This window comes from Kitasatospora sp. CM 4170, from assembly GCF_032110285.1.
GTDB lineage: Bacteria > Actinomycetota > Actinomycetes > Streptomycetales > Streptomycetaceae > Kitasatospora > Kitasatospora aburaviensis.
In genome coordinates this window covers 7410102-7433993 of the sequence record NZ_CP134877.1, presented here as the reverse complement: position 1 = coordinate 7433993, position 23892 = coordinate 7410102, and the positions used below count along the sequence as shown (strand labels likewise).

Sequence of the window (23892 nt, the reverse complement as noted above, 5' to 3'; positions counted from 1 at the left end):
CCCCCGTGGCACGGCGAGCTGCTCAGGCACGGCGCGCCGCCGCGTCGGGGCGGTCGACGCGGTCGGCCGTCGGCACGTCACGCGGCCGTGGCGCGGCGGGCCAGTGCGCGGGCCGTGGACCGGGCGAAGTCCTCGGGGTTGTCGAACATGATGTTGTGACCGGAGTCCGGGACGGCCACCAGCTCCGCGCCCGACTCCCGCAGCCGGTCCGCGCCGTCCGGCTCGCCGTCGGCCTCCGGGTAGAGGAGCGTGCGCGGGATCTCCAGGTCGAGCAGCATCTCGCGCATGGTGGGGACGGTGCCCCGCATGCGGTGGACGACGCTGCGGTAGAGGGCCTCGGGGCCGGCCAGCCGCATCGTGGACCACCAGAACCGGCCGACCCACTCCTCCACCTGGGCCCTCCCGCCGGCCAGGAACTCCTCCTCCGTGAAGGTCGCGATGCCGCTGCCGCCCGGGGTGCGGGTGGGCTCGACCGGGTCCAGCGTGGCGTCGACCAGGACCAGGTCGGTGACCAGCTCCGGGTGCCGGTGGGCCAGCACGATCGCCACTCCGCCACCCATGCTGTGCCCGATCACCTCGACCCGCTCCAGCCCGGCCGCCCGGACCGCCGCCGCCACCGCGTCGGCGTGGGACTCCAGCGTGTACGGGAAGTCCACCGGACGGTCGCTGATGCCGAAGCCCAGCAGGTCCATCAGCAGCGAGCGCCGCCCGGCGAGCAACGGGTGGGCCGCGGCCGCGGCGAAGTAGACCGGCGACGTGGCGCCGAGGCCGTGGAGGTAGAGCCGGGCGGGCTCGGCGCCGGGCAGCTCCACCCAGCGGATCAGGTCGCCGTTCGGGGTGACCGGGGCGTGACGCATGTGCGAACTCCTCCTCGGGGCAGGGGCGACGGATCCGGCCCGCGGGCATCGCGGCCGGGGCGTCCGCCGCAGCACCAAGAACATACCTCGAACCCGAGGTATAGCGATAGCGAGATAGGTGGATCCGATCTCTGAGAGAGTGGCCCTATGCTGAAGCTCGCGATCCTCGGGTTCCTCCACGACCGCCCCCTGCACGGCTACGAGCTGCGCCGCCATCTCGCCGCGCTCACCGGGCACGTCCGGCCGATCAGCGACGGCACGCTCTACCCCGCGATCAAGCGCCTGGAGACCGACGGCCTGCTGGTGCGCGAGACGGAGCCCGGCACGACGGCCGCCCCCCGCCACACCCTCCACCTCACCGAGGCCGGGCGGGCCGCCCTGCTCGGCCGGCTCCGCGAGCCCGAGCAACTGGACATCAGCGACGAGAACCGCTGGTTCACCGTGCTCGCCTTCCTCCGGCACCTGGACGCCGAGCCCGCCGCCCAGGCCGCCGTGCTCCGCCGCCGGCTGGACTTCCTCAGCGAGCCGGCCAGCTTCTTCTACGACGGCACGCGCCCGATCGGCGCCGAAGAGGTCGGCGACCCGTTCCGCCGAGGCCTCCTGCTGATCGCCCGCGCGACCTCCGAGGCGGAGCTGACCTGGCTGCGCGGGACGCTGGCCGAACTGGAGCGCACCGCCCCCTGAGGCCGCGGCGGCCACGCGCCGCCACCCCCGGCCACCCCACCCCCGCAGCGCGAACGCCCGCGGCCCGCATCGACCGTTCGACGGTCGGTGCGGGCCGCTGCGGTGTCCGGTGCACCCCGGGGCGCTCGGCGCCGGAAGCGGCGCCGCGGTGCCGGTCGACCGGGGGCCGGGGGCGTCAGTGCTGGTGGTGGGCGTGGACGACCGCGTGGCCGCGGCCGCGACCGATCATCCACTTGTTCACCGGCACGGTCAGCGCGAAGGCGAGGACGAGCGAGCCCGCCAGCGCGAACCAGAACAGCAGGTCACCGAGGCCGGCGTCCATCGCCCCCGGGACGGTCATCATCACGCTGTTGTCGATCAGCTCCATGACCAGGATCGACACGGTGTCGGCGGCCAGCGCGACCTTGACGGCGGCGCCCACGTCCAGGCCGGCCTTCTGCACGCCGCGCATGGTGAGCGCGTAGCCGAAGACGAAGGCGAGCAGCACCGAGAGCACCACGGTCGCTCCGTTGTGCAGCCCGAACGCGGTACCCAGCACCATGCCGAGGACCTCGCCGATGGCGCAGCCGGTCAGGCAGTGCAGGGTCGCCTGTGCGGCGGTCCGCCAGCTCGCCCCGCCGACGCCGTGGGCAGCCCCGTGACCGGCGTGCCCGGCGCGGCTGTGGCCGTGGTGACCGGCATGCCCGGCGTGCTCGTGACCGCCGTGACCCGCGTGGTGCTCGTGGCCCTCGTGACCGGTGTGCTGCTGGTGCTGCTCGTGCTGAGCCGGGTGTGCCATGTCGTCCTCCGCGTGTTCCGCCGCTGCGCCCGCCGGCGCCGCGCCCCTCGTTCCGACGCCATGAAACATATACCCCTAGGGGGTATGCCGCAACCCTGTCGCGCCCCTGCCGCAGCCCTCCCGTCGACGCGCCCTTCCCCACCCCGCCCCCGCGTGGTCCGATGGGTCCATGGCCGACGAACGACGCAAGGGATACGACGGAACCGGACCGGGCGCGATCACCCCCGACGGCTGCGCCGTCGAGATGTACGCACGACTGCCCCTGCACGGCGAGCCGGAGGTGATCGCACAGGCACTGCCCGCGGGCGCGCGCATCCTCGAACTCGGCTGCGGCGTGGGCCGGATGACGCACCCGTTGATCGAGCACGGCTTCACGGTCACGGCCGTCGACGAGTCCGCCGAGATGCTGGCCCGGGTGCGCGGCGCCCGCACGGTCCGCAGCCCGATCGAACACCTCGACCTCGGCGAGCGCTTCGACGCCGTCCTGCTGGCGTCCTTCCTGGTCCACGCCGGCGACCCGGCCGTCCGACGCGGCCTGCTGGAGGCCTGCCGACGGCACGTGGCGGACGACGGCTGCGTGCTGCTGCAGCGCGAGGGCGAGGACTGGCAGGACAACGTGCCGCGCGAGCGGCCGCTGGGGCCGGACGGGCTGGTCCGGATCGCCTCGGCCACGCCGGTTGGGGACGGGGTCAACTCGGTGTTCGTCGAGTACGAGTTCCCCGACGCCCGCTGGACCCAGACCTTCCTGTCCCGGCCGCTCACCACCGCCGAGTTCGAGCGGGCACTAGCCGACGCCAGACTGACCGTGGACACCTACCTCACGGACGACCGGGTCTGGGTGCGGGCCCGGCCGACCTCCGCCTGAGCGGACCGGGCGGCCCCGCCCGGTCGGGGCCGCCCGGTCGGCATCCGTCGTACACCGAGCACCCTTTCCGTAGCGGGCGAACCGGTCCGGAACGGGGGCGCGCGAATACCCGTCATCTCCACCGCGTAGCATCAGGCGCGCGCCGGGCCTGCGCACGGCCCGAGCGTCGGGCGGGACCGGCCCTTCGCATGCCGTCGGCATGTGCCCCGCGCATGCCGCTGAGCATGCTCCCGCACCGACCACCAACAAGGACCGCTGATGCGCATCGAGCGACGGATACCCCGGGCGGGTGTCCGGTGATCGAATGGTTCCACGGGGCCGTCCTCGGCCTGATCCAGGGGCTCACCGAGTTCCTGCCGATCTCCTCCAGCGCCCACCTGCGGGTCTTCCCGGCCCTGCTGGGTTGGAAGGACCCGGGCGCGGCGTTCACCGCCGTGACCCAGCTCGGCACCGAGACCGCGGTGCTGATCTACTTCCGGCGCGACATCGCCTCGATCGTGAAGACCTGGACGCTCTCGCTGTTCCGGCCCGCACTGCGCTCGCACCAGGACGCCCGGATGGGCTGGTTCGTGATCATGGGCACCCTGCCGATCGGCATCCTGGGCAAGCTGTTCCAGGACACCATCGAGACCAACCTCCGCGACCTGCGGATCATCGGGTCCACGCTGATCGTCTTCGGCGTGATCCTGGCCGTGGCCGACCGCACCCGCGCCGTCCGGTACGCCCGGCCGATCACCGACCTCACCCTGCCGCACGCCGCCTGCTACGGCATGGCCCAGGCGCTGGCGCTCATCCCGGGCGTCTCCCGCTCCGGCGGCACCATCAGCGCCGGCCTGCTGCTCGGCTACAGCCGCGAGGCGGCGGCCCGCTACTCGTTCCTGCTGGCGATCCCCGCGGTGCTCGCCTCCGGCGTGCTGGAGCTGTTCAAGATCGGCGAGGGACCGGCGCCCGCGTGGGGCCCGACCGTCCTGGCCACGCTGATCGCCTTCGCGGTCGGCTACGCGGCCATCTCCTGGTTCCTGAAGTACATCTCGAACAACAGCTTCATGCCGTTCGTGATCTACCGGGTGGCGCTCGGCATCCTGATCATCACCCTCGTGAGCATCGGCACCCTCGCGCCCGACGCCGGCGTCGTCAAGTAGCGTCGGGCAGGACCCGAACCGGGGCGCGAAAGTAGAACCCGGTTCCACCACAGCGGGCCGCCGGGACCACGGCAGGACCCTGAAAGCCGCAGCGGGCCGGGCACCTCTCCCAGGTGCCCGGCCCGCTTCGTCGTACCCACGTCGTCGCACCGGATCCGCCGGCGCCGTTCGTCGTACCGGATCCGTCGTACCGCATCCGTCGTGCCGAATCGGCTGCCGGCTACCGGCTCCGCTCCCGGGCGGCGGTCAGCCGGCCGCGCACGGCGGCGTGCACCTCGGCCTCCTCGGCCGGGTCTGCGGCGAGCCGGCGCAGGCGCTCCAGCACGCGGGCGTCGCCGGTGGTGGCGACGTGTCTCGCGGCGAGCTCCCGGGTGGACTCCTCGCAGTCCCAGAGGCACTCGACGGCCGGCCCCTCGGGGAAGTGCACGTCGGTCACGGCCAGCGCCCGGGCGGCGCGTCCGCGCAGTTCGGAGGAGGCGGCCTCGCCGTAGACGTGGCGCAGGACCGGGACGGCTTCGGCGGCGGCCAGCCGCCCCGCACCGTCGACCAGTGCCCCGAGCCCGGTGCCGGTCACGCCGCGCACCGAGATCCAGCGGCGCAGCCCGGCGACCACCAGCGGCGCGTCACAGGGCTCACCCGCGTCGGCGAGCAGCTGGACGGCGGCCTCGCCGAGGGCGCTGTCGGCGCCGCCGGTGTCCGGGGCGGCCCAGCGGCGGGCGTGGGCCAGGGCCTCGGGGCCGCGCATCCGGCCGAGGAGTTCCAGGGCCGCCCGGACGATCCGGTCGTCGACGTCCGCGGCCGCGGCCTCGATCAGGCCGGCGGCGGCGGGGTCGCGCCGGTCGACGAGGTAGCGCAGGGCGGCTCGGCGGGCACCGGGCAGGCCGTTGCGGGCCGCCTCCAGCACCTCGGGCCGGTCCTCGGGCCGGACCACGGCGGCCAGGCAGCGGGCGGCGGCGGCCGCTCTGCGGTCCACGGCGTCCGGGGCGTCCGGATCGGCGTCGCGGCCGGGCTCGGGCCGGTCGGGGCGGCCGGTGAAGGCGCCGACCCCGGCGCCGCCGAGTTCGCCCTGGTCGGCCCAGGCCAGCACGTCGGCGGTGGACCAGCCCGGGGTGACGCCGCTGCGGTTCAGCTGGCGCTGCCAGACGTCGAAGGGGGACTGCTCGCTGGCCGCCGCGACCCGCGGGTGGTAGGCCGCCCAGAGCCGCCAGGGCCGGGGTTCGTAGGCGCCGCGGATGAACTCGCGCAGCTCGGCGTCGCCCTCGGGGCCCGGCGCGAACCGGTCCAGCACGGCGGTGCCGAGCAGGAGCAGGCCGCGGTCGTCGTCCCGCAGGGCGAGCTCGTCCAGCGCCCAGGCCCAGTTGGTGCCGGTCGCGGCGTACTCGCGGAGCATCAGCAGCGCGTCGCGGCGGCCGTAGGCGGCGAGGTGGCCCAGCACGGAGAGCGCGAGGCCGGTGCGGGTCTCGTCGTCGTCGAGCAGGTCCTCCGAGGAGTGGAGGTGGTCCTCGATGCCGTCGAGCGGAGCCTCCAGCTCCATGTAGAGGCGTGCGTAGTAGAGGGAGCGGTTCTCGACCTGCCAGTCGGCTCGCGGATCCCTGGTGACGCACTCCTCCAGTGCGGCGATGGCCTCGGTGCGGTCGGCGGCCAGCGCATGGAGCTGCCCGTCACCGCGACCTCGCTGAAGGAGGCCGAGGAGGCTGGCACTGGGTGCTATCACTGGCTCGAACATGAGGTCAGCATCCGTTGCGGCGGTCGTAGTGGCAACGGGATTTCCGTCGCCGGGGTCTCTGGTCGGTACTGCGGTGGGCGCCCGGGCGCCGGAATCACCGAAGGTTACCGCCTCGGGCACCCCGCCGCACACAGGGCAACCGACCGTTCTTCCGCAGTGGCATATGCCGGAGGAATTTTGCCAAGGATCTGCCCCAAATCCCCCACAGGGGTGACTGCGCTGTGCGACAGTCTTCTCACCCACCCGGCAGGCCCTCACCGCCCGCCACAGCCGAGCGATGGAAGCGTCATGATCATGCCGAATGCCGCCGCCCGCCCCGCGGGCACCGCTCCGGCGGCCGGACGTGCCGACGGGCGGACGGGCGGCGCCACCGGCGGTTCCGGGGCCGGCCGGGACGGCGCCGGGGCGGGCGACACTGCGGGGGACGGCAGAGTGGACGGCACGGCGCAGGCGCCGTCCGGCCCCGGGGTCGGCTCGGCCGAGTGGGACCTGCTCACCGACGACATCCGGTGGTCCGCCGAGACCTTCCGGCTGCTCGGCTGCGACCCCGGGCACGGCCCGCTCAGCCTGGACCGCCTGCCCGACCGCCTCGACGAGTGCGACCGGCCGCAGCTGCGCCGGATGATGACCGACGCCCTCGTGCACGGACGCCACGCCGGCGGGACGCTCCTCGTCCGCCGGCCCGACGGCGGGCACGACACGATCGAGTACGCGGGCGAGCCCGTCCTCGGCAACGACGGGACCGTCACCGCCCTGCGGATGCGGCTGCGCGCCGCCGCCCCGGCCGACCCGCTCTGACGGCACCCGCGCCGCCGGCCCTCCACGGCACCCGCCCACGGCACCCGTCCGCGGCCGCCCCGGACCGCACACCGACGGCCCGGCCGCCGCGGCCCCGACCGCCACCCACCACCGGCCGCCCCGCTCAGGCGAGCCTGGGCCGGTTCTTCTCGTCCACCCGCCGCAGCTCCCGCCCCATCTCCGCACGGAGCTCGTCGACCTCCGGCACGCCGCGGTACTGGGCGGTCAGCCGGTACATCTCGCGCAGCCGGTCCCAGGTGCGGTGCGAGGAGTTCTGGCCGATCAGGTTCATCACCATCTTGGCCTGGAACTCCGCCGCGTCCGGTTCTCCGGTGAGCCAGTGCAGCGAGGCCAGCGTGATCCGGTCGAACAGCGCCGACCGCAGCTGCCCGGTGCCCTCGCGCAGGCCGATCACCCGCTCGGCGTGCCGGCGGGCCTGCGGGGCCGCGCCCGGGTCGTGCTCGGCCAGGGTGCGCAGCACCAGCGCCTGCATCCCGCGCAGCTCGGCCTCGTCGAACACCTGCATCCAGGACGGCGGCGGCTCCGGCGCGTCCTCGGCGAACAGGTCCTCCGCCTCGCCGAGCAGGCGCCAGGTGTCCTGGGAGTGCCCGATCGAGGCGTGCGCCCAGGCCTCCACGGTGTTGAACATCGCTCTGGTCCTGGGCAGCAGCCGGCCGCCGTTCGCCTTCGCGGCCGCCATCAGGTCGAGCGCGTCGTCCGCCCGGCCGAGGTGGACCATCTGCCGGGCGGCCCGCGAGATCGCCTCGCCGGCCCGCGGGCGGTCGCCCGCCTCCTTGGCCGCCTGGGCGGCGATCACGAAGTACTTCTGCGCCGTCGGCTCCAGGCCGACGTCGTGCGACATCCAGCCCGCCAGCACCGCCAGGTTGGCCGCGACCAGCCACAACCGCTGCTCCACCACGGGGTTGTGGCGACTCGTCAGCAGACCGCCCACCTCGTTGAGTTGGCCGACCACCGCCTTGCGCTGCAGTCCGCCGCCGCGCGCCGCGTCCCACGCCCGGAACACCTGCACCGAGCGCTCCAGCGCCTCCACCTCGTCGAGCCCGACCGGGCCCGCGTCGTACACGTCCACCACCGGCCGGGCTCCACCCTGGCCGGTGACCACCGGTCGGGGGCCGGGTGCCGAGGCCGCGTAGGCGACGGCGTCCCCGCCCAACCAGCCCCTGAGCGAGTCGGCGACGACCGCCCCGGCCGTGAGCGCGGCTCCCGCGCCCACCAATCCACGTCGGTTCAGCATGAGGTCCATTCCCGTGAACTCGGTGAGGACCGCGGCCGTACGATCCGGCTCCCATGGATGTGCTGCGGGCTCCGCCGCTCCGGTCCTGGTGGGCCGGTGTCGCTCCAGACCGAGGTCCTCAGTGGTGACGACACGGCCGAGCCGCTCCGTGAACACGGCAGCCAGTACCCTGGGCACCGGATCGCGCGGGATCTCACCCTGCTCGATCCACCGCCTCACCCGCGAGGTGTCCGTGGACAGTTGCTGCTGTCCCATCGACGCACCACGCCGGTTGACCAGCCGCGCGAGCTCGCCCTTCGACCATCCGGTCATGACGAACAGGTCGGCGAGTCGGGTGTTGGGTCCCCTGCTCAAGTGAAGCCCCCAGGTTCCTCGGCTGGTTCGAGGCTAGAGGCTCCGTCATGTGCCAGGCGAGCATTCGCCAGGCTTCGCCAGGGTCCGCCACATTACGAACCAGTGCCGTCCGGGTGTGATGTAGAGGTGCGCCACCTCGCCCCTCGGTTCGGGCGGCGCCCCAGGCCGGCGGCGGGTTCACCCCCGCCCGGGTCACGGGGCGTCCCCGGTCCTCACCCGAGGGGGTGGCGCGGCCGGGTGGCGCGGGGGCGCCGGGCACGGCCGCGGCAGTCCGGCCGACCGCATTCCCCAGGGTGCGGACGGCCGGTCCACCGCGCCAGGGGCTCCGGCCCCGTCCGTGCCCGGCGCCCGCGCTCCACCCACTGCACCGAACCAGGGCCGCCGTCACGCCAGGAAGCACACGGCACCGGCCCTCCCCCGCACCGCGGGGCTCACCCGCCGACGGACAGGAAGGGACCACCCTCACCCCATGTACTCCTCAGCGACCTCCCCCACGCCGACCGCGACCCGCACCGCGCTGCGCCCCCCCACCGCAGCCACCGGCCGTCCCGGCCCGAAGCTGGTCCCGCCGCCGGGACGCCCCGCCCCGCAGCGGGGCACCGACGGCCGGTCCGCGGACGCGCGGGGCCAGGCCGCCCGGACGGCGCTGGGGCTGCGCGCCCCCGAGGCCGGGCAGTCGGCGGCCCGGATCCCGGCCGCCCGCATTCCCGCCACCCGCGTCCCGGCCACCCGCCCCGGTGACGGCCGGCCGCTGCGGGCACCGCTGCGCCCCGGCCAGTCCGGCGCACCCGAGCGGATCGACCCGTCGGCGCTGCAGACGCCGGCGGTACGGGCCGCGCTGGCCGGTGTCGCGCGGATATGCCCCGCCTTCACCCCGCGGCAGGTGCTGCGCGAGGGGAGCCGCCACATCCTGGTGGCGGGCACCATCGGGCGGGCCCCGGTGGTCGCCAAGTGCCTGGCGCCGCAGGCGGTGCGGAGCGAGTACTTCGAGCAGCTGGTGGCCGACTTCCACCACGAGGTCGCGGTCTACCGGGCGTTCGTCCGGCACCGTCCGCCGGTGCGGCTGCCCCGGTTGGTGGCGGCCGACCACGACCGCTGCGTGCTCGTCATGGAGCGCGTTCCCGGCCGCCCGGCCGCCCGGGAGCGCCACCCGGTCAACGCGCCCACCCCGGGCGAGGTGCGGGCGCTGCTCACCGCCGTCCGCACGCTCAACCTCTGGCGGCCGCCGACCGACGTGTTCCAGCCACGGCTGGACTACCAGCTGGAGATCGCCCGGTACCACTCGGTGGGCCAGCTCACCGACCGGGACGCGGGCGACCTGCGCGGCCTGCTGCACGGCCTGAGCCACACCCCGCTGCAGCTCTGCCACGGCGACGCCCTGCTCAGCAACATGCTGCTGGCGCCGTCCGGTCCGGTGCTGGTCGACTGGGAGCAGGCCGGCTGGTACCTGCCCGGCTACGACCTGGCGGTGCTGTGGAGCGTGCTCTCCGGGGACACGGCGGCGCGCCGGCAGATCAGCCAGCTCGCCCAGAGCGGCGGGACCATGGCCCGGGACGCGTTCCTGGTCAACCTGGTGCTGGTGCTGATGCGGGAGATCCGGCTGTACGACGTGCCGGGCGCGGGCGAGGAGCAGCGGATCATGATCCGCCGGCTGTACGACGACGCCGCGCTGGCCCGCCGGGCCGTCCGCGCCGCCGTCGGAACGCGCTGAGCCGGCGCCAGGGTGCGTTCCGTCCGGGCGGAACACGCCCGTACGGAACACGCCCGTACGGAACGCACCCTGGCGGTGTGCACCCGGTCGGCACCGCGCGTCCGGCGCGTAGTCCTCGGCCCGATCGCGGGGCCCGGTCCTCAGGGCCGGGCCCCGCGGGCCAGGGCGGCCCGGCCGGCCGCGTCCAGGACGGCCTCGTCCGGGGTGAAGTGCACCCGGCTGCTGAGGACGTCGCGCAGGTAGCGCTCCAGTGGGTGACGCCGGCTCAGCCCCGGGTTGCCGGTGAGCGTCACGGCCTGCTGGACGGCGGACACCGCGGCGCGGGTGGCCAGCAGGTGGGCGGGGCCGGTCCGGGCGACGGCCTCCGGTTCGGCCCGGTCGACCCGCGGGGCCAGCCCGTTGACCAGTTCCTCCGCGCCGACCAGCTGGGCCTCGATCTCGCCCAGCGCGCACCGGTACCGGGGCAGGCCGCCGAGCGGCCCGGTGAGGTCGGCCGGGGTGCCCCGGTGCAGGAACCGGACCAGCCAGTCCGCCGCGGAGCGGGCCACCCCGAGGACGACCGCGGCGAGGGCGAGATCGCGCCAGGCGCGGGTGAGTTCGGCCGCCGGGACGCCCCCCTCGGCCCGGTCCCCGGCCGAACCGGTGCCGCCGGCGGACGGGTCCTTCACGACCGTCAGCCCGAGGGCGAGCTCGGCCGGCACGCGGACCGCGTCCAGCACCACGTCGTGGCCGGCACTGGCCCGCAGGCCGAGCTGGTCCCAGGTCGGGTCGACCTCGACGCCCTCGCTCTCGCCCCGGACCAGGAAGGTGCCGATCCGCGGCTCCGGCTCGTCGGTCCGCGCCGTGACGGCCATCCAGGCCAGCGCCTCGGCGCCGGCGCAGTACGTCTTCCGGCCGGTGAGCCGCCACCCGCCCGTGTCGTCCCGCCGGGCGAGGGTCGCCGGGAGCTCCCCCGGCCGGCCGCCGGGCTCCGCGTGCAGGGTGCTGACCAGCACCGGTCCGCGCCGGGACTCGGTGAGCAGCCTCCGGTAGCCCGCGGCCGGCCAGGCCGCCACCCGGGCCTGTTCGGCGTGCCGGAGCAGGGTGAACGCGGTGACCAGGGCCACCGAGGCGTCCCCGCGACCGAGTTGGGCGAGCACCCGGACGGTGTCCGCGAGCGTGCCGCCCGGGCCGCCGTACCGCCGGCCGACGGTGAGGGTGAGCAGTCCGGCCTCGTGCACCGCCTCGATGCCCTGGTAGGGGAAGGTGGCGTCGCGGTCGTGCTCCTCGGCACGGGCCGCCAGCAGGTCGACGACCCGTGGCAGTCCGGCCAGGGCGGCGGCGACGGGCGACTGGTCGGCAGGGGTCGTGGTCATGGTGCTGGTGCCTCCGGGCGGCAGCATGGGCGGGCCGATCCGGCGGACGGACCCTGGGGCGACTGCGGACGGCGCACGCCGAACGGGCGCGCGGTGCCGGTGGACGGCCCCGGAGGTCGGTGGACATGTGCCCCCGGTATCGGCGCCGGCCCTTCCGGCCGGTCGCCCGCCGCCTCGGGGACGGATCCCCTCAGTGGCCCGGACACACCGCGCTGGCCGTACGCCGCAGGTCCAGATAGCTGCGACGGGTCAGCAGCGGGAGACGGCACGACATGCTCGCGACTGTACGAAGCGATGATCGAAACCGTCAAGCAGTGCCCGGAACGCGCCGACCGCCCGGCCGTTCCACGGCCGGGCGGTCCGGTCAGCCCTGCTGGAACATCTCCGCCGGGAGCGGCTTCAGGAGCTGGTAGAGGTCGTCCGAAATCGGTCGGTCCCAGGAGGCGATGGTGACCTGGACGCCGTCGCTGCGCCCGAACTGGGAGCAGAACACCCGCCCCTCGCTGACCTTGACCTTCTTCACGATCAGCAGGTCGTCCCCGAGCATCACCGGGAAGTCCTCGGCCGAGACGAACTCGACCGGTTCGTCGTTCTCCAGCGCCGCGAGCAGCTGCCGGACCTCGAAGGGCACGTCGTCCCCGGTGTCGCGGGCGGGCGAGCCCTCGGGGAGGTTGCCGATGAACATCGCCGGGCCTCTGCCGCCGAACAGGTCGTAGCGCAGGAAAATCCCCTGGCAGGAGCCGTCCGAGCCGGTCATCATGGCCGCACCGAAGTCGCCGGGCCAGTCGCCCGGGTCCATCGCGAGCACGTCGAAGTCCGGGCCGGCGGGCTGTCCGGAGCGACGGCGGAGAAAAGACATGGGAACATCGTACGTGCCCGGCACACCGCGCTCGCGGGGTGGGTCGGGCACCGGCCGGAGATCCACGCTCAGAGACCAATGTTGACTCTGAGCAACCGTCCGGGCTACGTTCGGTTCAGCACGACAGCCGTTCTGGGTTTCACCCTCCGGGGGGACGGCACGTCGCAACGCGGCCCTACACGCGTATCCCTCACTGTGCACATATGTCGTGCCGAACCGCCGAGCACCCAGCTTCGTCGTCGCACACAGCACACACACAAGCCAACAGTTCGATACCACACAAGCAAGGTCCGCGGGGCCCCGGCCCGTCGCTCCCGCGGATCTGCTCGGGACGCCGCCGCGTGGGGGCGTGCGGGTCCCGAGCACCCGGTACCGGGTCCGAGTCGCTCTCGGAGCCGGTGCCAGCCTCCCGGCGACTGCCGACCCTTCACGGGTCGGGACCGGCCAACGCACCCCCGGTGCGCAGGGGATGACTGGGAGGCAGGCCTGGCAGCGCTGCCGGGCTGCACAGCAGGCGCCGTGTCTGGCCGCGTGGGGGCGGTGGGCACGGCGTCTGCCTGTGCTCATACTCTGAGCTGCGTTTGTCTAACAGTCAACAGAAAATATGACGGGGTACGCTCAAAAGAGATCAGACCGATGCGCGTCCGATGCAGAGGTGGACGGACCCCCGCTCGGGGCCCGTCCACCGGTGGCTCAGGTGAGGTCGAACTCGCCGTCCCGCGCACCGAGCACGAAGGCCCGCCACTCGCCCGGGGTGAAGACCAGGATCGGCCCGTCCTTCTGGCGGCCGTCCCGCATCCCGATGTAGCCGTCCACGAACGCGATCTGGACATCGCCGACGCCCTGGCTGGAGCACTGCCAGGTGGCGCCCGTGAAGTCGACCCTCGGCTTCCCGTTGGGTGCGAGCTCCGGCACCAGGTCCACCGGCTCGGCGGCCGATTCCACGTCAGTTCCGATGTTGGCTGGCACTGCTGCTCTCCTCCCGACGGCTTCCCGGTCAGCCTAGCCACCCTCACCGCCCCGGTCAGCGAGTTGCCGAGGTCTCCCCCGCACCGGGGCGACGGCCGGCACACCGCCCCGCGACCGGGTGCGGTGTGATACGGCGTGAGGCGGCCCGGAAGCCGCCCTGAGCGTGTCCCGGCGGGGCGGGCGGCGGGCGAGCTGCCAGAGTGTGGGAAGCCCCCACCGAACGCCCCGAGGAGCCGCCGATGAGCCGCCGGGACGGCACCCGCGCCGATGTCATCCCCATCTCCGAGGCCCCGTCGGCCCACCCCCCGGCGCCCCGCACCCCGCCCTCGCGCACCCCGCTGCCCCGGCCGACCCCGGGCCGGCCGCCCGCCCACGGCCGGGTCGGGATCGTGCTGGTCTCGCACAGCCAGGAGTTGGCCGACGCCGTCCGGGCCCTCGCGCTCGCGCTGGTGCCCTCCGACTCCCCCGCCCCGGTCGCCGGCACCGGGGGCGACCCGCACTCCGGGCCCGGGATCAGCGCCGTCCTGGTCGCCGCGGCCACCCGCCGGGTCGACCAGGGGCACGGCGTGGTGGTGCTCGCCGACCTCGGGAGCGCGGTGTCCACCGTCCGCGCACTGCTCTCGCAGGCGGACGAGCACGGCCTGCCGTTCCCGGTCCGCTTCGCCGACGCGCCGTTCGTCGAGGGGGCGGTCGCCGCCGTCGCCACCGCGACCGCGGGCGGGGACCTCGCAGCGGTGCTCGACGCGGCCGAGGAGGCCTACCGCCAGCACAAGGACTGACCCGGGCCGGGGACGGGGAGGGACCCAGGTGTGGCCCGCGGATACCAGGGCACCCGGCCTTCGGCCAGGGTTCACCGAATGTTCCGCCGGCCCGGCCCGCCGCCCGTCCGGTTCTCGCCGTTCCACCCCACGCGTGGTGACCGCCCGGCTACCATCGGCGCAGGACCGGCCGAGCGGGCCGGGTGGTCGGAGGGGGGAACCTCAGCCATGCGCGTGGTCGTCACCGGCGGGGCCGGATTCATCGGAGCCAATCTGGTCCGGGCCCTGCTGGCCCGCCCCGAGGTCGACCAGGTGCGGGTGGTGGACAACTTCTCCACCGGCTCCAAGGCCAACCTGGCCGGCGTCGACGCCGTGCTCCACGAGGGCAGCATCCTCGACCCGGCACTGCTGGACGAGGCCTTCACGGGCGCCGACGCGGTGGTCCACCTGGCCGCGCTGCCCTCGGTCCCGCGCTCGGTCGCGGACCCGCTGGCCAGTCACCACGCCAACGCGACCGGCACGCTGGAGGTGCTCCAGGCCGCCCGCCGCGCCGGCGGGCTGTACGTCGCCGCGGCCTCGTCGTCCTCGGTCTACGGCGCCAACCGCGAACTGCCCAAGCGCGAGACCATGCGCACCGCGCCGATGAGCCCGTACGCCGTCTCCAAGCTGGCCACCGAGGCCTACCTGGCCGCCTACCACCACTGCTACGGCCTCGGCGTCCTGCCGCTGCGCTTCTTCAACGTCTTCGGCCCGCTGCAGCCGGCCGGGCACGCGTACGCCGCGGTGGTGCCGGCCTTCCTCGACGCCGCGCTGGCCGGACGGCCGCTGACCGTCCACGGGGACGGCGGCCAGAGCCGGGACTTCACCTACGTCGGCACGGTGACCCAGGTGATCACCGAGGCGGTGGTGCGCCGGGTGGTGCACGCCGACCCGGTGAACCTGGCCTTCGGCACCCGCACCTCGCTGCTGGAGCTGGTCGGCGAGCTGGAGCAGGTGCTCGGCCGCCCCGTCGAGGTCGCCCACACCGAGCCGCGGCCGGGCGACGTCCGGGACTCACAGGCCGACAACTCCCGGCTGCGCGAGCTGTTCCCGGACGTCCGGCCGGTGCCCCTGCGGGAGGGGCTGGAGCGCACGGCGGAGTGGTTCCGGACGCTGTAGGCCGATGAGGGCGCGCCCGGCCGCGGTCAGGGGCGCTGGACGCCCTCCCAGGCGAAGAAGGCGGCACCCTGCGACTCTCGCGCCTGGCGCAGCCACTCGTGCTCCTGCTCGATCATCGGCGGCAGCTCGTCCAGGCCGTACCAGCCGACCGCGAGCGACTCGTCGTCGTTGACCCGGGCCTCCCCGCCGACCGCGCGGCAGCGGAAGACGGTGATCAGGTACTGGGTCACGTCGCCGTTGGGGTAGGTGACTTCGGGCGAGACGCTGACGGCGGCCAGCAGCTCGGGGACGACCGCCACGCCGGTCTCCTCCAGGCACTCGCGCACCGCGCCGTCGGCGGGCTGCTCCCCGGGTTCGAGGATCCCCCCGGGGAGCGCCCAGCGGCCGTCGTCGGCGCGCTGGAGCAGCAGCACCCGGTCCCGGTCGTCCAGGACGACGGTGACGGCGGCGCTCAGCCAGAGCTTGCGGGTGCCCACGACGGAGCGGAGTTCGGCGAGGAATGCGGGAATGGCCATGGCCCCGAGCCTACGGCCCGCGCGGGCGCCCCCGGGGCCCCGGCCACAGCCGCCCCCGCCCGGGCCGCCGGGCCCTGGGCCCTGTCCGGCCCTAGCGGCGGAGCGGTCTGGCCGGGGAGCCCACCACCACCTCGCCGGGCGGGACGTCCCTGGTCACGACGGCGGCCGCGCCGACGAACGCGCCCGCGCCGATCTTGCGGCCCTGCAGCACCACGGCGTTGCTGCCGACGGTGGCGCCGTCCGCGAGGTGCACCGCACCGGAGACGTTGCCGCCCGGGTAGACCGTCACCCGCTCGCCGAGCACGGTGTCGTGGCCCACGGTCGCGTTGTAGTGGACCTGGCTGTGCGCGCCGAGGCGCACGCTGCTGGACACGTACGCCCCGCCCATCACCAGGCAGCCGGGGCCGAGCACGGTGTCGGGGGCGATCAGGGCCCTGGGGTGGACGAGGACGGCGGGCACCGCGCCCCGGCCGTCCAGCAGGGCGGCGAGCCGCTGCCGGACCGCCGGGTCGGCGATGCCGACCAGGTAGCGGGCGCCGGACGGGACGTCCGCGGGCCGCCGGACGGGCAGGCCGCGGACGGTGGCGCCGTGCTGACGGTCGTCGAGGAAGCCCGCGACCGGGACGCCGGCCGCGAGCGCCGTGTCCAGCGCCTCCCGGCCGACGCCGCCGGCGCCGGCGATCCAGAGCTCCCGGTGGTCGGGCCGGTCGGCCGGTGACGGTCGGGTGGCCGGGCTGTCGGTGGTGGACGTGGCGGTGGTGGGCATGGCGGTCATCCTGCCCGGTTCCGGGTTCAGGACGCCTCCTCGACGGCGGCGCGGACGGGCTGCGCCAGCCGGGTCCCGGTGGCCTGCCTGGGCAGGCTGATGGTCGGGAACGGGACGACCGGCGCGGGCCCGGCGGCGGTCCCGACGTGGTCGGGCACGGGGTGGTCGGGCGCAGGGTGGTCGGGTACCGGCTGGGCCGGCACCGGCCGGGCGGGTGCGGTGTGGCCGGCCGGGGTCTCGGCCGCTTCGGTGGGCGCCGGGAAGCCGGGGTTGACGCCGCCGGCCGCCGTGATGCCGCTCGGCCGCAGCAGCACCCCGACGGTGCGGACGAGGATGCGCAGGTCCAGCAGGAGCGAACGGTGCTCGACGTACCAGAGGTCGAGCTCGATCCGCTCGGGCCAGCCGATGGAGTTGCGGCCCTGGACCTGTGCCCAGCCGGTGAGGCCCGGGCGGACGTCGAGCCGGCCGCGCTGGCGGCGCGAGTAGTGGACGACCTGCTCGGGCAGGGTGGGCCGGGGCCCGACCACGCCCATCTCGCCGCGGGCGACGTTCCAGAGCTGCGGCAGCTCGTCCAGGCTGGTCTTGCGGAGCAGGTCGCCGAGCCGGGTGATGCGGGGGGCATCCGGCTCGTCGGCATGGCGTTTGTCCCGCATGGTGCGGAACTTGAGGATCTCGAACTCCTTGCCGTGCCGACCTGTCCTGGTCTGGCGGAAGAGCACCGGTCCGCCCATGGTGCAGCGGATCAGCAGGGCGATCACCAGGCCGAGCGGAATCGCGACGATCCCGGCCAGGACGGTGACCGCGAGGTCCCCCCCTCGCTTCATGACGGTCCTTCCCCCTGAGTCTGATGTGGTGGGTGGGCTCAGCCGACCGTCCAGGGCAGGGCCTTGGCGCGGGCGACGGCCGCGTAGGTCTCCAGTGAGACCCCGGCGACGGCGCGCTGGTCGAAGTGGGCCGAGGCGCGGCGCCGTGCTGCGGCGCCGAGCCGGTCGCGCAGGGCGGGCTCGGTGAGAAGCCGGTCCAACGCGCTGATGAGGGCCCGGGCGTCGCCGGGCGGGGTGAGAAGCAGGTGCTCGTCGTGGGTGCCGATCTCGCGACAGCCGCGGATGTCACTGAGCACCATCGGCAGACCGCCGGCGGCGGCCTCCATGGCGGAACGGGAGAACCCCTCCCGGTAGGAGGGGAGCACGAAGACGTCGAGGGCCGCGTACACCGCGGGCATGTCGCTGCGCGGGCCGAGGAACTCCACGCCGGACTCGGCCCCGTGGGCGTCGGGCTTGTCGGGGTCGTCCGGGCCGATCCAGACGAACCGGGCCTTGCCGGCCAGCGCCCGGGCCGCCTCGGCGTACTCGCGGATGCCCTTCTCGGCGACCCGCCGCCCGACCCCGCCGACCAGCAGCTCCCCCGGCCCGACGCCGAGTTCGGCGCGGATCCGGGCACGCCGCCGGTCACGCTCGCCGGGGTCGGTGACGAACCGGGTGAGGTCGACGCCGTTGCCGACCACCCGCGAGCGGCGGGACGGGACGGCACGGGCCAGCGTCCGGCGGTCCTCGCCGTTCTGGTAGAGCTCGGCGTGCGAGAAGCGCGCCGCCAGGGCCTCCGCGCCGAGCACGAACGCCCGCTTGGCGAACGGGTCGTGGGCCTGCGCCCAGAGGCCGTGGCAGGTGTTGACCACCACCGGCACCCGGGCCAGCCGGCCGAGGATCCGGCCGAGCACGCCGGTCTTGGGGTTGTGGGTGTGCAGCACGTCCGGACGGATCCGGTCGAGGACGGCCAGCAGTTCGCGGGCGGCGGCCGCGTCGGCCCGGGGCTGCCAGGCGCGGGTGAGCGCGGAGAGCGGCTCGTGGCGGACGCCGATCGCCTCGATCGCGGGGACGTACGGGCCGGGCGCGCTGATGCCGTAGGTCTCGAAGCCGGCCTCCACGTCCACCTTGAGCTCGGTGGCCAGGAGGAGGTGGAGGCTCATGTCGACGGTGGTGAGGTGGGCGACGCGCAGCGGTCGGCCGCCCGGGCCGCGCAGCCGGGTCGCCGGGGCAGGGGGCTCGTGCCTCGCAAGCGGCTCGTGCACGGCGGCCGGACCGGGCGCGGTGGGCCCGGGTATGTCCGGGGTGGGCTCAGGCACGGGCGCCCACCGCCTTGGCGGTGGCGACGATCCGGGCGTAGGCGCGCTCGGGGATCAGCCGGCCGTACAGCTTGGCGCGGAAGAAGTCGATCGGGTCGGTGCGGCGTACCGGCACGCGGCGCAGCCGGACGGGGTCCGTCCCGGGGGTGTTGCGCCCGACCTCTCCGGTGGCCGCGGTCCGGAACCGGGCCCGCAGCGCCGGCTCCATGTGGGGCACGGGCACGCCCCAGGTGTAGGCGTAGTGCCGGGGCCGGACGCCGAGGTGCTGCTCGACGTCGTCGTTGCAGGCGTCCAGCTCGGCGGTGCTGAGCAGCTCCGGGCGGGCGTGGCTGCGGGTGTGGTTGGCGACGGTGCAGAGACCGGAGGCGGTCATCTCGCGCAGCTGCTCCCAGCTGAGCGCGGGTGCGCCGGCGGTCTTCGCGGTGGAGCCCTCCCAGCGCATCTCACCACCGACGTGGCCGCTGGCGAGGTAGATCGTGAACGGGAGGCCGCGCTCACTCAGCAGGGGCCAGGCGTGGTCGTAGACGTCGGCGAAGCCGTCGTCGAAGGTGAGCACGATGCCGGGGGTGCGGCGGCCGGCCTCGATCCGGTCGACGGCCTCGTCCAGTGCGACCACCCGGCCGGGCGGCAGCTCGGCGAGCAGGTCGGCCTGGGCGGTGAAGTCCGCGGTGGTGACGTCCAGCTCGTCGGGGCTGCCGCCGCCCACGCGGTGGTAGATCAGGACGGTGGCGCCCTCGCCGGGCCTGGTCCCGACGCGCCGGGCCAGCCCGCGCTTGACCTGGGCGCGAATGCCCCCACCCGTTCCTGCCGCCTCGGCTGCCCCGGACGCGGCGTTGCCGCTCATCGCTCCCCCCTCTGCGGCACCCTCCCCGGTGCCGTCAAGTGGCCGTTCATCCGGCGCAGTTGGCTGCCCTGGGCCGGCCGGACGAAATCACAGTAGGGGGAGATGTGGGGCTGCTGCCCCGGATTTGTGAAAGAAGCGAGAAGGAGTTGGCAGATGGGCTGAAAACCGGCCGATCGGACCGGCCGGAATCGATCGGGAGTTCAGCCACCGTGCGGACATACCGGACACTCCGACGGCGCAGGAGCCACAGGAGCCGCGGGCGCCCCGGGAGTCGCGGCAGTTGCGGGCGGTTCGGGACGCGCGGCGGATCCGGGCGCGGCGGGCGCACCCGGGGTTGGCGGGCGCACCCGGGGCTCGACGGGCGCGGGGGCCGCAGGGGTCAGAGCGTCGCGCCGCGCCGGTAGCGCACGATGGCGAACGCGATCCGGCCGAGCAGCAGCACGCCTGCCGCCAGCGAACCGGCCACGGCCATGGCCCAGGCCGGACCGTCACTCTCCGGAACCGCCACGGCCACCACGATGCCCACCGCCAGGCAGGCCAGGCCGACCACGGCGAGCGGGATCTGGTGGGTGACCAGCGCGCCACCGCGCCACAGGTGCTGCATCCGGGTCGCACCGTGCGGGCGGGGGTGATCACGTTCCGCGTCTGCCATGAGCCCAAGGTACCGCGAGGAGCCCGCACCGGCAGCCCGCGGGAAGTGACCTCCCGGGCACGCTCGGCGACGGAACGGGCCGTTTCGGCGCTCCGGCGCACGCCCCGCGGGCATATGTTCCGGGCTCGCGAAAAATCCTCGACTGTCCGGTACAACCATCTACGCGTAGTAGCTGTCTCCACTACATTGAGCGATCCAGGAGCCGTCCGCGGTGCGGGTTGGGAGTCCCCGCCGAGGACCGGAATTACCCAGGGGGCGGAGCCGCCGTGCCCTGGTGTCGGAGGCAGGGCTCCGTCCTCCGGCGGTACCGCCACGCCGCACAGGCGACCGAGGGGGAACCGTGCCGCATTCCCAGTCCACCACGTCGACCTCCAGGGCCAGGTCCAGGTCCGTGGTCCACACCCTGCCGAGCGTGACCGTGCGCTCGCTGCCGCAGGCGGCTGTCGGGCAGCCGGCCGCCCTGCAGCAGTCCGCCGTCCGCCCGCAACCCATTCGCTCCCAACCCGTTCTCCGGCCGACGAAGCCGGTCCCCGTGGCCTACTCCGGCGCGCCGGCGGTGCCTGCCGCTCCGGCAGTGCCGGCCGCTCCGGCCGCTCCGGCATTGCCGGCGAGCCCGGCGGGGGGTCACCAGCCGGCCGCCGACCGGCAGACCCCGGCGGCCGACCCCTGCCGACCGGACGGGCGGGGTGAGTGGCTGCGCTTCGCCCCCGTCCAACCGCTGTTCCGGGCCCGGGCCGCGCAGCGGCTCGCCGTGCTCGCCTACCACGGCGTGACCGACCCGCGGTCCTTCGGCGCCCAGCTGGACCGGTTGCGAAGACTCGCCACCCCCGTCTCCCTGGACGCCGTCCAGCAGGCCGTCACCGAGCGCCGGCCGCTGCCTCCGCGCAGCGTCCTGGTGACCTTCGACGACGCCGACCGCAGTGTCCTCACCCACGCCCTGCCCGCCCTCAACGACCGCGGGATCCCGGCCGCCGCGTTCGTGATCTCCGAACTGATCGGGACCGAACGGCCGTTCTGGTGGCACGAGGCCGACTTCCTGGCCCGGCACGGCGGGCGGGCCCGTTCGCTGGACTGCGGACACCCCTCGCAGCTGCTCCGGCGGCTCAAGGCGATGCCCGACCCGGACCGGCGGCGCAGCCTGCACGAGCTCCGGGTCAGCGCGGACCGGCGTCCGCCCCGGCAGGAGCAGCTCACCCCGGCCGATCTGCTCGCCCTGCGCGAGGGCGGCGTCGCCATCGGCAACCACACCCAGGGGCACCCGTGCCTGGGGCGCTGCGACGACGTCACCGTCCGGGCCGAGATCACCGGTGCGCACGAGGCGCTCACCCGCTGGCTGGGCGAGCCGCCGGCCGCCTTCGCCTACCCCGACGGCGGCCACGACCCGCGCGCGGAGGCCGTCCTGCAGGAGCTCGGCTACCGCCTGGGATTCCTCTCGGACCACCGGCTGGGCCCGCGCCTGCCGCACCACCCGCTGCAGATCAGCCGGCTCCAGGTCGACTCCACCACCAGCACCCGCCGGTTCGACACCATCCTCTCCGGTCTCGAACCGGCCTACCGCCGCTGGCGCGGCCACGCCGTCGCCTGACCCCCGCGCGTGGGAAGTCGGCCCAGCCGACTTCCCACGCCGGCAGGCTCGGATGGGCCACGCGGGGGAGCCGCGCAGGATGCCGGGCGCGGCAACCGGCAAGGCTCGCCCAGTAAGTCGGCCCGGCCGACTTACTGGGCGGGCGCGGGGCTGTCAGGCGGTGGGGGCGGGGGCGGCGAGGGTGAGGCCCTGGGGGTAGAGCAGGGCGGCCGGGGGGAAGGGGACCGGAGTGCCGGCGTGCAGGACGGTCACGGTGGCCTCCCCGGTACGGCCGGGGTCCGCGATGCGGCGCAGCGCCTGGGCCGCGACCGCGTCGGCGGACCCGTGCAGCGTCAGCCCGGGGGCCGCGAAGGGGGCGACGGCCGCGCGGATGCGGTCGGCCACCAGCTCGTAGTGGGTGCAGCCGAGCACGATGGCCGCCGTACCGGCCGGGGTCCGGGCCGCCGCGTCCGCGACGGCCGCCTCGATCGCCGCGTCGTCACCGTGCTCGACGGCGTCCGCCAGGCCCGGGCAGGCGACCTCGGTGACCGCGGCCGTCCCGGCGAAGTCGCGGATCAGCCCGCGCTGGTAGGCACTGCCGGTGGTGATCGGGGTGGCCCAGATCGCGACCGGACCGCCGAGCGCGGCCGCCGGCTTGATGGCCGGAACCGTGCCGATGACCGGCAGCGCGGGCTCCAGCTCGGCCCGCAGCGCGTCCAGCGCGTGGACCGAGGCGGTGTTGCAGGCGACCACCAGCGCGTCCGGCTCGTGGTCCGCCGCGGCCCGCGCGCAGTCCAGGGCGAGCGCCGCGACCTCCTCGGGCGTGCGCGGGCCCCAGGGCATCGAGGCAGGGTTGGAGGAGAGCACCAGATCGACGTCCGGGCGCAGGGTCCGAAGCGCGGCAGCCGCGGCCAGCAGGCCGATTCCCGAGTCCATCAGTGCGATCTTCACGGACCAAGACTTTAGTCGATGCCCCGCCGCGGGCCCCCGGTGCGGCAGACTGCCCGGGTGACCGTCCTGCTGTGGATCGCCCTGCTCTCCCTGCTGGTCTGGCTCTGGCTGGCGTGCTGCCACGGGTTCTTCTGGCGCACCGACGTGCGGCTGCCGCCGCGCCGCCCGCCGGCGCGCGCGCCGCAGGTCGTGGTGGTGGTCCCGGCCCGGGACGAGGCCGAGGTGCTGCCGCTCAGCCTGCCGAGCCTGCTCGCCCAGAAGTACCCGGGGCGGGCCCGGGTGGTCCTGGTGGACGACCACAGCTCGGACGGCACCGGCGCGCTCGCGGCCTCGCTCGCCACCCCCGAGGGGCTGGAGCTGACCGTCACCACGCCTCCCCCGCTGCCGCCGGGCTGGACCGGCAAGCTGTGGGCGCTGCGGCACGGCGTGGAGCTGGCCGGTCCGGACGCGGAGTACCTGCTGCTGACCGACGCGGACATCGCGCACGGGCCGGACTCGCTCGCCGAGCTGGTCGCCGCGGCCGAGAGCAACCGGCTCGACCTGGTCTCGCAGATGGCCCGGCTGCGGGTGGAGACCGGGTGGGAGCGGCTGATCGTGCCGGCCTTCGTCTACTTCTTCGCCCAGCTGTACCCGTTCCGCCGGTCCAACCGGCCGGGCGCGCGGACGGCGGCGGCCGCGGGCGGCTGCTCGCTGGTGCGGCGCGAGGCGCTGGAGCGGGTGGGCGGGGTGGCGGCGATCCGCGGGGCGGTGATCGACGACGTGTCGCTGGCCCGCGCGGTGAAGGCCGCCGGCGGCCGGACCTGGCTGGGCCTGGCGGACCAGGTGGACAGCGTCCGCCCGTACCCGCGCCTGGCGCAGCTCTGGCGGATGGTCTCGCGCAGCGCGTACGCCCAGCTGCGGCACTCGGTGCTGCTGCTGGCGGGCACGGTGCTCGGGCTGGCGCTGGTGTACCTGGTGCCCCCGCTGGCGACCGTGGCCGGATCGGCCGCCGGGCAGTGGGCGACGGCCGCCGCGGGCGGGGCGGCCTGGGCGCTGATGACGGGGACGTACCTGCCGATGCTGCGCTACTACCGGCAGCCCGCGCCGGCCGCGCTGCTCCTGCCGTTCACCGCGGCGCTCTACCTGCTGATGACGGTTGACTCGGCGGTGCAGCACTGGCGCGGCCGCGGAGCTTCGTGGAAAGGCCGCACGTACTGAGCCTCCTGGTCC

General features: G+C 75.1%; 23 protein-coding genes. 9 read left to right on the top strand and 14 right to left on the bottom strand.

Annotation, left to right across the window (positions count from 1 at the left end):
* Positions 1-77: 77 nt before the first annotated feature.
* Positions 78-857 (bottom strand): alpha/beta hydrolase, encoded by a 780-nt coding sequence (locus RMN57_RS31350; protein ID WP_313766663.1) that lies wholly within the window; start codon positions 855-857, stop codon positions 78-80.
* A gap of 147 nt (positions 858-1004) precedes the next feature.
* Between RMN57_RS31350 and RMN57_RS31345 the strand changes: the two genes are divergently transcribed.
* Positions 1005-1541, top strand: a complete 537-nt coding sequence (locus RMN57_RS31345; protein ID WP_313766662.1) for a PadR family transcriptional regulator — start codon at positions 1005-1007, stop codon at positions 1539-1541.
* Between the two features lie 175 nt (positions 1542-1716).
* Here RMN57_RS31345 and RMN57_RS31340 read toward each other — a convergent pair whose 3' ends face one another.
* Positions 1717-2319 (bottom strand): DUF4396 domain-containing protein, encoded by a 603-nt coding sequence (locus RMN57_RS31340; RefSeq protein ID WP_313766661.1) that lies wholly within the window; start codon positions 2317-2319, stop codon positions 1717-1719.
* A 169-nt stretch (positions 2320-2488) separates the two neighbouring features.
* Here RMN57_RS31340 and RMN57_RS31335 point away from each other — a divergent pair, with 169 nt between their 5' ends.
* Together RMN57_RS31335 and RMN57_RS31330 are read left to right on the top strand one after the other, a co-directional pair.
* The gene (locus RMN57_RS31335) at positions 2489-3184 is read left to right on the top strand and encodes a class I SAM-dependent methyltransferase (RefSeq protein WP_313766660.1); all 696 of its coding nucleotides are present in this window, start codon (positions 2489-2491) and stop codon (positions 3182-3184) included.
* A 299-nt stretch (positions 3185-3483) separates the two neighbouring features.
* The gene (locus tag RMN57_RS31330) at positions 3484-4326 is read left to right on the top strand and encodes an undecaprenyl-diphosphate phosphatase (RefSeq protein WP_380237023.1); all 843 of its coding nucleotides are present in this window, start codon (positions 3484-3486) and stop codon (positions 4324-4326) included.
* Between the two features lie 220 nt (positions 4327-4546).
* Here the strand turns inward: RMN57_RS31330 and RMN57_RS31325 are convergent, their stop codons facing one another.
* Positions 4547-6052: a HEAT repeat domain-containing protein gene (locus RMN57_RS31325; protein ID WP_313766658.1), complete on the bottom strand. Its 1506-nt coding sequence runs from the start codon at positions 6050-6052 to the stop codon at positions 4547-4549.
* Between the two features lie 288 nt (positions 6053-6340).
* Between RMN57_RS31325 and RMN57_RS31320 the strand changes: the two genes are divergently transcribed.
* The gene (locus RMN57_RS31320) at positions 6341-6850 is read left to right on the top strand and encodes a hypothetical protein (protein WP_313766657.1); all 510 of its coding nucleotides are present in this window, start codon (positions 6341-6343) and stop codon (positions 6848-6850) included.
* A 124-nt stretch (positions 6851-6974) separates the two neighbouring features.
* On the opposite strand, the gene RMN57_RS31315 is transcribed toward RMN57_RS31320, so the two are convergent.
* Complete coding sequence (locus RMN57_RS31315; protein WP_313766656.1) at positions 6975-8459, bottom strand: hypothetical protein; 1485 nt, start codon at positions 8457-8459, stop codon at positions 6975-6977.
* Positions 8460-8928: 469 nt separating this feature from the next.
* Between RMN57_RS31315 and RMN57_RS31310 the strand changes: the two genes are divergently transcribed.
* Positions 8929-10170: a phosphotransferase gene (locus tag RMN57_RS31310; RefSeq protein WP_313766655.1), complete on the top strand. Its 1242-nt coding sequence runs from the start codon at positions 8929-8931 to the stop codon at positions 10168-10170.
* A gap of 140 nt (positions 10171-10310) precedes the next feature.
* Here the strand turns inward: RMN57_RS31310 and RMN57_RS31305 are convergent, their stop codons facing one another.
* The 3 genes from RMN57_RS31305 to RMN57_RS31295 form a co-directional block, all read right to left on the bottom strand.
* Positions 10311-11525 carry an acyl-CoA dehydrogenase family protein gene (locus RMN57_RS31305; RefSeq protein WP_313766654.1) on the bottom strand — a complete coding sequence of 405 codons (1215 nt, stop codon included), beginning with the start codon at positions 11523-11525 and terminating at the stop codon, positions 10311-10313.
* Between the two features lie 364 nt (positions 11526-11889).
* On the bottom strand, positions 11890-12384 hold the full coding sequence (locus RMN57_RS31300; RefSeq protein WP_313766653.1) for a hypothetical protein: 495 nt from the start codon (positions 12382-12384) through the stop codon (positions 11890-11892).
* Positions 12385-13077: 693 nt separating this feature from the next.
* Positions 13078-13308 (bottom strand): DUF397 domain-containing protein, encoded by a 231-nt coding sequence (locus RMN57_RS31295; protein WP_313768032.1) that lies wholly within the window; start codon positions 13306-13308, stop codon positions 13078-13080.
* A gap of 284 nt (positions 13309-13592) precedes the next feature.
* Here RMN57_RS31295 and RMN57_RS31290 point away from each other — a divergent pair, with 284 nt between their 5' ends.
* Both RMN57_RS31290 and RMN57_RS31285 read left to right on the top strand, forming a co-directional pair.
* On the top strand, positions 13593-14132 hold the full coding sequence (locus tag RMN57_RS31290; protein WP_313766652.1) for a PTS fructose transporter subunit IIA: 540 nt from the start codon (positions 13593-13595) through the stop codon (positions 14130-14132).
* A gap of 207 nt (positions 14133-14339) precedes the next feature.
* Entirely contained in the window at positions 14340-15269 is a 930-nt protein-coding gene (locus tag RMN57_RS31285; protein ID WP_313766651.1) for an NAD-dependent epimerase/dehydratase family protein, read from the top strand.
* 26 nt (positions 15270-15295) lie between these two features.
* On the opposite strand, the gene RMN57_RS31280 is transcribed toward RMN57_RS31285, so the two are convergent.
* The 6 genes from RMN57_RS31280 to RMN57_RS31255 form a co-directional block, all read right to left on the bottom strand.
* The gene (locus RMN57_RS31280; RefSeq protein ID WP_313766650.1) at positions 15296-15784 is read right to left on the bottom strand and encodes an NUDIX domain-containing protein; all 489 of its coding nucleotides are present in this window, start codon (positions 15782-15784) and stop codon (positions 15296-15298) included.
* A 91-nt stretch (positions 15785-15875) separates the two neighbouring features.
* Positions 15876-16550, bottom strand: coding sequence for a NeuD/PglB/VioB family sugar acetyltransferase (locus tag RMN57_RS31275; protein WP_313766649.1), 675 nt, complete (start codon positions 16548-16550; stop codon positions 15876-15878).
* A 26-nt stretch (positions 16551-16576) separates the two neighbouring features.
* Positions 16577-17374 carry a sugar transferase gene (locus RMN57_RS31270; protein WP_313766648.1) on the bottom strand — a complete coding sequence of 266 codons (798 nt, stop codon included), beginning with the start codon at positions 17372-17374 and terminating at the stop codon, positions 16577-16579.
* Between the two features lie 38 nt (positions 17375-17412).
* Positions 17413-18672 carry a glycosyltransferase gene (locus RMN57_RS31265; protein ID WP_313766647.1) on the bottom strand — a complete coding sequence of 420 codons (1260 nt, stop codon included), beginning with the start codon at positions 18670-18672 and terminating at the stop codon, positions 17413-17415.
* A complete protein-coding gene (locus tag RMN57_RS31260; RefSeq protein ID WP_313766646.1) occupies positions 18665-19516 on the bottom strand; it encodes a polysaccharide deacetylase family protein in 852 nt (283 codons plus the stop codon). Before RMN57_RS31260 ends, RMN57_RS31265 begins: the two co-directional genes overlap by 8 nt.
* Before the next feature lie 379 nt (positions 19517-19895).
* The gene (locus RMN57_RS31255; RefSeq protein ID WP_313766645.1) at positions 19896-20168 is read right to left on the bottom strand and encodes a hypothetical protein; all 273 of its coding nucleotides are present in this window, start codon (positions 20166-20168) and stop codon (positions 19896-19898) included.
* A 601-nt stretch (positions 20169-20769) separates the two neighbouring features.
* Between RMN57_RS31255 and RMN57_RS31250 the strand changes: the two genes are divergently transcribed.
* Positions 20770-21753: a polysaccharide deacetylase family protein gene (locus tag RMN57_RS31250; RefSeq protein ID WP_313766644.1), complete on the top strand. Its 984-nt coding sequence runs from the start codon at positions 20770-20772 to the stop codon at positions 21751-21753.
* A 153-nt stretch (positions 21754-21906) separates the two neighbouring features.
* On the opposite strand, the gene RMN57_RS31245 is transcribed toward RMN57_RS31250, so the two are convergent.
* Positions 21907-22683, bottom strand: coding sequence for an aspartate/glutamate racemase family protein (locus RMN57_RS31245; RefSeq protein WP_313766643.1), 777 nt, complete (start codon positions 22681-22683; stop codon positions 21907-21909).
* A gap of 18 nt (positions 22684-22701) precedes the next feature.
* On the opposite strand from RMN57_RS31245, the gene RMN57_RS31240 reads away from it, so the two are divergent.
* Positions 22702-23880, top strand: a complete 1179-nt coding sequence (locus tag RMN57_RS31240) for a glycosyltransferase (RefSeq protein WP_313766642.1) — start codon at positions 22702-22704, stop codon at positions 23878-23880.
* Positions 23881-23892 lie beyond the last annotated feature (12 nt).